Source organism: Stenotrophomonas sp. (assembly GCF_032056425.1).
Taxonomy (GTDB): Bacteria; Pseudomonadota; Gammaproteobacteria; order Xanthomonadales; family Xanthomonadaceae; genus Stenotrophomonas.
In genome coordinates, this window is sequence record NZ_DAMBCN010000018.1 from 84,352 (window position 1) to 92,309 (window position 7,958).

12 protein-coding genes and 1 other RNA gene are annotated in these 7,958 nt (G+C 65.8%); 7 read left to right on the top strand and 6 right to left on the bottom strand.

The window, feature by feature from the left end:
* Window positions 1-271: 271 nt before the first annotated feature.
* From RTY46_RS13075 to RTY46_RS13085, 3 genes are read left to right on the top strand one after another with little or no spacing between them, the layout of a single operon-like run.
* Window positions 272-613, top strand: a complete 342-nt coding sequence (locus tag RTY46_RS13075) for a hypothetical protein (protein ID WP_312708839.1) — start codon at window positions 272-274, stop codon at window positions 611-613.
* Window positions 610-1,311, top strand: a complete 702-nt coding sequence (locus RTY46_RS13080) for a hypothetical protein (protein WP_312708840.1) — start codon at window positions 610-612, stop codon at window positions 1,309-1,311. The genes RTY46_RS13075 and RTY46_RS13080 overlap by 4 nt, the downstream gene beginning before the upstream one ends.
* The gene (locus RTY46_RS13085) at window positions 1,212-1,673 is read left to right on the top strand and encodes an OmpA family protein (protein ID WP_312708841.1); all 462 of its coding nucleotides are present in this window, start codon (window positions 1,212-1,214) and stop codon (window positions 1,671-1,673) included. The genes RTY46_RS13080 and RTY46_RS13085 overlap by 100 nt, the downstream gene beginning before the upstream one ends.
* A 65-nt stretch (window positions 1,674-1,738) precedes the next feature.
* On the opposite strand, the gene RTY46_RS13090 is transcribed toward RTY46_RS13085, so the two are convergent.
* Complete coding sequence (locus RTY46_RS13090) at window positions 1,739-2,356, bottom strand: isocitrate lyase/phosphoenolpyruvate mutase family protein (RefSeq protein WP_312708843.1); 618 nt, start codon at window positions 2,354-2,356, stop codon at window positions 1,739-1,741.
* Window positions 2,357-2,500: 144 nt separating this feature from the next.
* Here RTY46_RS13090 and RTY46_RS13095 point away from each other — a divergent pair, with 144 nt between their 5' ends.
* Window positions 2,501-2,947, top strand: coding sequence for a hypothetical protein (locus RTY46_RS13095; protein ID WP_312708844.1), 447 nt, complete (start codon window positions 2,501-2,503; stop codon window positions 2,945-2,947).
* On the top strand, window positions 2,937-3,416 hold the full coding sequence (locus RTY46_RS13100; protein WP_312708845.1) for a GNAT family N-acetyltransferase: 480 nt from the start codon (window positions 2,937-2,939) through the stop codon (window positions 3,414-3,416). The genes RTY46_RS13095 and RTY46_RS13100 overlap by 11 nt, the downstream gene beginning before the upstream one ends.
* A gap of 60 nt (window positions 3,417-3,476) precedes the next feature.
* On the opposite strand, the gene sugE is transcribed toward RTY46_RS13100, so the two are convergent.
* A complete protein-coding gene (gene sugE, locus RTY46_RS13105; protein ID WP_312708846.1) occupies window positions 3,477-3,794 on the bottom strand; it encodes a quaternary ammonium compound efflux SMR transporter SugE in 318 nt (105 codons plus the stop codon).
* Window positions 3,795-4,094: 300 nt separating this feature from the next.
* Here sugE and ffs point away from each other — a divergent pair.
* Window positions 4,095-4,191: signal recognition particle sRNA small type (gene ffs, locus RTY46_RS13110), an RNA gene on the top strand.
* Between the two features lie 77 nt (window positions 4,192-4,268).
* Here the strand turns inward: ffs and RTY46_RS13115 are convergent.
* From RTY46_RS13115 to RTY46_RS13125, 3 genes are read right to left on the bottom strand one after another with little or no spacing between them, the layout of a single operon-like run.
* The gene (locus RTY46_RS13115) at window positions 4,269-4,658 is read right to left on the bottom strand and encodes a nuclear transport factor 2 family protein (protein WP_312708849.1); all 390 of its coding nucleotides are present in this window, start codon (window positions 4,656-4,658) and stop codon (window positions 4,269-4,271) included.
* Complete coding sequence (locus tag RTY46_RS13120; protein ID WP_312708850.1) at window positions 4,655-5,422, bottom strand: MBL fold metallo-hydrolase; 768 nt, start codon at window positions 5,420-5,422, stop codon at window positions 4,655-4,657. The genes RTY46_RS13115 and RTY46_RS13120 overlap by 4 nt, the downstream gene beginning before the upstream one ends.
* On the bottom strand, window positions 5,422-6,171 hold the full coding sequence (locus tag RTY46_RS13125) for a 3-deoxy-D-manno-octulosonic acid kinase (RefSeq protein WP_108748728.1): 750 nt from the start codon (window positions 6,169-6,171) through the stop codon (window positions 5,422-5,424). Before RTY46_RS13125 ends, RTY46_RS13120 begins: the two co-directional genes overlap by 1 nt.
* A 20-nt stretch (window positions 6,172-6,191) precedes the next feature.
* Here RTY46_RS13125 and RTY46_RS13130 point away from each other — a divergent pair, with 20 nt between their 5' ends.
* Window positions 6,192-7,238, top strand: a complete 1,047-nt coding sequence (locus tag RTY46_RS13130; RefSeq protein WP_312708851.1) for a glycosyltransferase family 9 protein — start codon at window positions 6,192-6,194, stop codon at window positions 7,236-7,238.
* 46 nt (window positions 7,239-7,284) lie between these two features.
* On the opposite strand, the gene RTY46_RS13135 is transcribed toward RTY46_RS13130, so the two are convergent.
* The gene (locus tag RTY46_RS13135) at window positions 7,285-7,689 is read right to left on the bottom strand and encodes a DUF6165 family protein (RefSeq protein ID WP_312708854.1); all 405 of its coding nucleotides are present in this window, start codon (window positions 7,687-7,689) and stop codon (window positions 7,285-7,287) included.
* Window positions 7,690-7,958 lie beyond the last annotated feature (269 nt).

The window sequence follows — 7,958 nt, forward strand, 5'->3', positions numbered from 1 at the left end:
TCGGGGCAGCCCCTCAACAGGGGGGCTTGCTCGCCCAGACAGATCCGTAGGTCCACGCCATGCGTGGAGCAGACGCCCTTGGCACCACTCTCAAGGACCGCCAGGTTGGCCAGACGCAGCCCCTTGCGGCGGTTCGTCATCCTTACCCTGTTCACCTTGGGGCCGCCCACAGGGCCGCCTGATGCAGCGCCATCCTGACTGGCATTGCCTGTTGCTATGCTCGCAGCACAGGGATTGATGCCCGCTACCGGGCCAGATGAGGACCATCTACATGCGGTATTCCATGACGAAGCTAGTGATCACCGCTGCCTTGCTGATCGGCAGTGGCCCCGTATTCGCACAAAGCGGCGCCGCCGCGCAATACGGCACAGTGGGAGGCACGCATACGGGCAATGCGCTGGCGTGCGGCGCAACAGCCGAACAGACCGCAACGCTGCGCGCCAGGCACAAGGCACAGGTGAGAACCATCTTTGGCACAGAGGCAGACTTCGACCAGGCCTATGACGCTGCAGAAGCGCAGGCGCGGGTGAAAATCACCGATGCCTGGAAGAAGGGCCAGTACAAGCCCACCAGCGATGTCTGCAACGAACTGATGAGGCAGGTGCGTTCATGATGCAGAAGTACGGATCGCAGTTTTCCGCAGCGCGCGTAAGCCTGTTGGCCGCAAGCCTGATACTGACGTTGGGCGCCTGCAAGGGGTCCGCCGAAACGGCTGCAGAAGGCGGCGCCTCACCGGTCGCTCCGACCAGCGCCAGCGCGGAATCCTCCGCTCAGTCCGCGGCTACTGCTGATGATAACCAGAAGGCCCGCCCGTTCACTGTTGCCGATCTGCCGGTATCCAATGCGCCGCTGGGCACGTTCCCCTATCTCGGGCTGCCACAGGGCTACGCCAGTCAGGATGTGGTGGACAGCGCGTTTGATCGCGTGCCGTTCTGGACCGGTGATCGCGTGCAGTGGATTGAAGGCAAGGTCCATTCGTCGGTCCTGCAGAGCAACAGCGACCATCCTTATTCGCAACTTGAGCTCAATCGCAATGTGCAGAGCCTGGTAGAGACACTGGGTGGCAAACGCATTTTCTCCGGCATCCTTCCCGCCGATGCATCAGGTGACATCGGCAGCAGCAAGGCCGGGGTCCACTATGTCGGCGGCATCGGCGATATCTACAACGAGCCGGCAGAAACCTACGTCATCCATCGTGATGATCGGGATATATGGATTCACCTGGGCTCCAGCGGAAATTCCGGCGCACTGCTTGTCGCGGAAACCAAACCGGTACAGATAACGGCCAAGGTCATGAAGCCGACACCCTGAAACACGCGCTGGAAAGCAGTGGAAAAGTGTCCATCCAGGTGAACTTCGCCACCGACGCCGCCGCGATTCTGCCTGACTCGGAGCCGCAGATTCTGCAGGTCACCCAGCTGCTGAAGGCCGATGAACGTCTTCGCCTCTCGGTGGCGGGACACACCGACGACAGTGGCAGCCCATCGCACAACCCGACACTCTCGCAGGCGCGCGCTGAGTCTGTCCGCAATCGGCTTGTCAGCCGGAATCGCAGCCGATCGACTGGCAGCCAAGGGCTTCGGCCAAGGCCAACCGCTTGCGGAGAATTCAACCGAGGAAGGACGTCGCTTGAGTCGCCGCGTGGAACGGGTCAAGCGCTGAGAAAACGATGATCGACGTCCCCCGGTGCTGAATGGCAAGGCGCTCGGCAAGGGCTGGGTCGTAATGCCCGCCCTTGTCAGCCCACTTCCGCGTTCATCGCAAAGCGCCGATCCACGTCGGCGTACGAAACTCCATCCGCCCCCATCAACACCCCACCCTGCAACAACGCGCGCGTTGCCGCTGCCGTAGCCGCCCAGGCCTGCAGGAACAGCGCCGGCCCGGCGCTCAAGCGGCGAACGCCGGCCTGGCGCAGCAGGTCGGCCGGTGCCAACCCTGGCAACGCCATCAGGTTCAATGGCAGCGCCACCTGAGCAGCAACCGCCGCAACCTCGGCCAATGCCTGCAATCCAGGAACAAATCCGCCATCCGCACCAGCCTGCGCACAGGCCTGCAGGCGCTGCACGCGCGCGGCCACCTGCCGCGGATCGTCGCTGTAGCCGTTTTCCATATCCACGGTAAGCGGCAACGTCGTCACCCGCAGGATCTGCCGCACGCGCTCAAGCAGCGCGGCCTCCGGCAGCACACACGCATCGGCATGGCCACACGACCAGGCCATTGCGGCGCTGGAGGTGCCCAACGCGTGCGCACCGCAGTCCTCTGCCAGGCACGCACTGCCCGCGTCACACACGGTGGGCAGCATCAGCAGGTCAGCGCTGCGATGCAGGCCTGCAAAACGATGAGGAAGATCGTTCATCGAAACTACGTGTCTGCGAGGTGCGCAGTCTGCGGGCGTGCGCGATCGCATGCCCGCCATCTTCAGACACCAATACCCACGGTGATCACTTGAGTCGACCCGGGCAGACGCGGTTCAATGCCGCTCCCCTGCAAGGACGCCACCATGAGCCAACGCCCCGAACGCATCGCCATCGACCCGAATGACCATTACGCCGACTGCATCGGCCACACCAAAGATGGGCGGCAGTTCATCCTGACCACACCGTTCGAACCGGCCACGCGCCGCCAGCCTGGCTGCGAATACATCGCGCTGTATCTGTTCGATGCCGACGGCGTCCTGCTGGATGCACAGATCGATGCACTGGGCCCGCGCGATCAGGTGGATGCGCAGCAGCACCGCGCGATCCGCCAGGCGCGCCTGCACGACCTGGGCGCCGTTACGCATCAGCGCGTGCAGGTTGCACCGTTTGCGCTGGAACAGTTCGGCACCACCTTCGGCCTGGTCGCGCGCGAACCCGAGGACGAGGACGATCTGTGGGCGGTGGAAATGCAGCCCGGCAACTACATGGCGTTCTTCGAGCCGTGGGACAGCGGCGCGTATGACACCTGAGCTGCGCGCCTACCTGCCATGCGATGCCAGCGCCTGCCTGGCCCTGTTCGATGGCAACACACCGATGTTCTTCGCACCGGCAGAGCGCACGGATTTCATCGGATTCCTGCGTGACCACGCCCTCACCCACGCCTTCCAAGTCATCGAAGTCGATGGCCTCGTCGTCGCCTGCGGAGGATTGTCACGGCATGCCGATGGCAGTGCCGCTTTCTGCTGGGGCATGGTCGCGCGGGAGCATCAAGGCCGCGGCCTGGGGCGCATGCTGGCCCACGCGCGGCTGCGACAGGCGCAGGCCGAAGAAGGGGTGCATCGCGTGGTGCTGAGCACCAGCCAGCATACCCAGGCGTTCTATGCGGCCCTGGGCTTTCATGCCGTGCGGGAAACCGCGGACGGACATGGGCCAGGACTGCACGCCATCGAAATGGAACTGCAGCTCACGCGCGATTTCTGCGCGCGCAACCCGCACTGACGACGCAGCAGCACCCGGCCCAACCCGGCGAACACGAACACCGTATCGAGCGACGGCCTGTCAGCTGCTGGACAGCTTCATCAGCACCAGCCCGCTGACGATCAGCACGGCCGCGCCGATGCGCATCGCACTGACCTGCTCGCCGAGGAACACGATGCCGACCACGAACGCACCGACCGCGCCGATGCCGGTCCAGATCGTGTAGGCGGTACCCAGCGGCAGGCTGCGCATGGCTACGGCCAGCAGCCAGAAGCTGGCGATCATGCCGAGGATGGTGACCACGGTGGGGGTGAGCCTGCTGAAGCCTTCGGACTGCTTCATGGACACGGCCCAGACGATTTCCAGCAGGCCGGCGAACAACAGAAAGATCCAGGCCATGACGGCCCTCCTCTTGGTAGGGCCAGGCCGTCCTGGTCATTGATTCCCGATGCGGGGGAGGCCGTTCCTCCTGCCCGGCATTCTAGCAACGCCGCTGCGCCGGGGCCGCTGCGGGCGGTGGCGGGTTACAGCCGGTTCAGTGCGCGGCGCTGGCACAAGCGGCCGCGCCTGCGCTAGAATGCGCGCCTGCCATCGGCCCAGTCGGTGTGCAGTCCGGCTGTGGTCTTCGGCGCGCTGCGCGCCACTTCCCCTGTTCCGTGAACCGGCCGCCACAAGGCGGCCAACGTCTCTATGGTGGCCCCGTCGGCCCCTCGCGACGCTAGGTCGAAAATCCCGCCAGGGCCGGAAGGCAGCAACGGTATCGATCGACGCGGGCGCCGAGGTCAGCCGGCGGGGCCACCGCCTTTTGGGGCCGTGCCCCGCCTTGGTAGCTGCCAACCTTGGTTGGCGCCCTTCGCCGGGCATGGCCCGGCGCTACCCCGCCTCCGGCGTGCCCTGATGGAACACCACCCGCCACGCCTGCCCATGCCGGCGCCACAACGAACTGCGCAGCACCCAGCGTTGCGGTTGGCCGTCCACGTGGTAGCGGCTGCGGTAACGCACCTGGGCCAGCGCGGGCGTCAGCAGTGCAACCGTGTACTGCTCTGATTCGATCTGCACCAGCGCCCGTTCCAGCGGAATCTCGGCCAGCGCTGCCGCACGACCGTAGCTCTGGCCGGAACTGCCGATCTCGCTGAAATCCTCATCCAGGAGTTCCGCCAGCCGCGCGCGGTCGCCCCGCACCTGCGGGGTGTGCAGTGCGCGTTCCAGATGTTCCAGTTCGGCCGCCAGCACCGCGTCGGCAGGCTGGCCGGTAGCATTCACGGCGGGTCCTGCGCCAGCACGTTCGGCGCGGTGGGCATTGCCAGCGCCACGCACTGGCCGGGCTGGGCCACGCGATGGCCACGCGCGGCCAGGGCCTGGCCATCGGCCGCGCTGGCATAGTGGTAAAGCATCATGCGCGACTGCAGCTCGGCACTGTACTCGCGCTCCAGGTCGTCCACGCCGGTGTGCGAAGGATTGCCATGCAGGCCGCAGTCGTGGGCGATCAGTTCGTTGTCGTCGGCGAAGCGTGCCAGCATTTCCGGAATCGGCCGGGTATCGCCACTCCACACCAGCGCGCCCTGCAGGCGCAGGCCATAGGCGGTTTCCGGCCAGTGATGGCGCACCGGGAACACCTCCAGGCGCACGCCTTCATGCCAGAACGCATCGCCCACCACGACCAACTGGAAGGCATCCCAGAAGTTGGCGCCGCCTTCGGCCAGCACGTTGGGGTAATCACCAATGCGCTTGTGCAGCAGCGGCACCACCGTGGCGGGCACGTACAGGCGCACCTTGCCGCGCCGCTGCGCACTGAAGAAGGCATCCACGAACAGGCGCTCGAAGCCAGCCACGTGGTCCAGGTGCACATGGGTCACGAACAATGCCTGCGGCAGGTGCCCGTAGTGCGCCTTGAACGCAGTCAGCCCTTCGCCGCCACAATCGATGGTCAGCCACGGGCGGCCATCGCATTCGATCACCGACATGGGTGAACCCAGCTCGACCGCCGACGCATTGCCGACGCCGAGGAAACGCAACGACCAGTCCATCAGGTGCCTCGGTTCCAGGCCATGTCATAGGCACGGCGCAGCCGCGCGTAATCCTTCTGCACGTCTTCCACGCTGCGCTCGCCGCGCAGCTTCAGCAGCGAACGCAGCAGCCGCTTCAGGTTGCGCTCGCGCCAGGCGGTGGCGGGAATGCGGATGACCCCGCGGTCGAAATCGATCAGCCAGCCATGGCCATTGCCATCGAACAGGATGTTATGGGCGTTGAGGTCGGCATGGTCCAGCCCGGCGCGGTGGAAGCGCGCGATCAGGCGGCCGGCCTCTTCCCAGGGGGCACCGCGGCCAGCCACCAGTGCGCGGTCGGCCAGTGAGCGCACGCCCTCGATGCGCTCCATCAGGATGGCCGCGCGGTAGCGCAGGCCCTCACGCATGTAGAACGCGGCGATGGGCCGGGGCACCGGCAGCTTCTGCGCACGCAGCGCGCGCATCAGCCGGAATTCGGCAAAACTGCGGGTCCGGTCCGAGCCCCGCCAGATGTACTGGTCGTGGCTGAGCTTGGCTGCCAGGCCGCCGCGCAGGTAGTGGCGCAGCACCCCGGGGCCGAAGGATGCATCGACGAACCAGGCGCTGCCACGGCCGCCCTCGCCCACCGGCCGGGCCTTGTTGCCCCAGTACTGGGGCGAGAACAGACCGGCCTCGGCTTGCCGCAGCCGCTCGCGGTCGAACAGAATGGCCCCGATGCCGCGACCCTCGCGGCATGGCGTCAGCGCTTCATTGGCGTCAAATGCGACCATTCCTTTGAGTCTAACAACACATGGCATCAGCGTCCTCATCCTTGTGCCTCCTTCGCCTGTCTGCCCTTGGCGATGTCACCCATGTCGTGCCGCTGGTGCGTACCCTGCAGGCCGCGCGCCCGCAGACGCCGATCCACTGGATCATCGACAAGGTCGGCCACAAGCTGCTGGACGGCCTGCCCGGCGTGGTCTTCCATGCCTACGACAAGAAGACCGGCATGGCCGGGGTGAAGGCACTGCGCCATCAGCTGCCGCCCGGGCGCTTCGACGCGCTGCTGCAGATGCAGGTGGCTTTCCGCGCGAATCTGCTGTCGGCCTTCATTCCGGCTGAGCGCCGCATCGGCTACGACCGCAGCCGCTCCAAGGACCTGCACGGGCTGTTCATCAACGAACGCATTCCCGAACGCCCCGGTATCCATGTACTGGATGCCATCGGCAGCTTCTGCGAACCGCTGGGTCTGCGCCAGGACACGGTCAGCTGGGATCTGGCCGTGCCGCCGGCCGCCTTCGAGTGGGCCGCGGCGCAGTGGGAGGACGATGGCCGCCCGGTGCTGATGATCTCGCCGTGCTCCAGCCACGTGCGTCGCAACTGGTATGCCGACCGCTACGCCGCCGTGGCCACCCACGCCCAGGCCCGTGGCTGGCGCGTGGTGCTGTGCGGCGGCCGCAGTGAGCTGGAGCGCAGCATGGCCGACGCCATTCAGGCCCAGCTGGAAACCCCGGCACTGGACCTGGTGGGCAGGGACACGTTGAAGCAGCTGCCGGCCCTGCTGGCCCGCGCCGATCTGGTGATGACCCCCGATTCGGGGCCGATGCACATTGCCAACGCCATGGGCAGCAAGGTGCTGGGCCTGCATGCGGCCAGCAACCCGCACCGCAGCGGGCCGTACTCGGACCGTCGTTACTGCGTGGACCGTTACGACGATGCCGCGCGCAAGTACCTGGGCAAACAGGCGGTCGACCTGAAGTGGGGCACCAAGATCGAGTTCGATGATGTGATGGAACTGATCACGGTCGAGGACGGCATTGCTGCCTTCGAGCGCTACGTGGCCGACCACCGGGGTTGATTGGCGGGCCGTTGGGCCCATCCACGCATGGCGTGGATCTACGGGATTACGCGCGGGGCGCGTAATCCTGGTACGACTTCTCTTCCACGTACACCGAGCCCAGCGCCAGGTTGATCGCCTTCTTGATGCGCGCGCGCTCGTCATTGTGCAGGTAGACACTGCGCGCCAGGTCGATGAAGCCCTGGTCGAAGGACTGCGCCTTCTCCTTCAGGCGGATATCGTCCTCGATATCCCACAGCTGCTCGTTCACTGCCTTCAGCTCGGCACGCAGCTTGGCGATGTCCTTCACCGCGGCCGGGTGGCCCATCCAGGTGGTATCCAGCGCCGACAGCTCACGGCGCACATTGGCCAGCTTGCCTTCGTCGCTGATCCGTTCGGACTTGATCTGCAGGATCGAGATCTTGTCCAGCAGCTCGCCGAAAGAAACAGGCACCAGGATTTCAGCGGTCATGGGGGACGCTCCAGCAAATGATGCGCACATGGTAACCCGCAGCGCACGGACAGCATCCAGGCACATCGCCAGTTCGCAGAGTCCATCTGGAGGAACAAGCCCCTCTGTTGAGGGGCTGCCCCGACAGGGGCGGGGAGAGGCAGGCAAAGGGAGGGGCCCATGCGTTGCGCAGCACCGCATGGGGCGAAGCGCGCGCAGCGCACTTCGCATCCCGCGCCAGATAACTAAAAAAGGCTGCCCCATGGGGCAGCCTTTTTTAGTTATCTGGC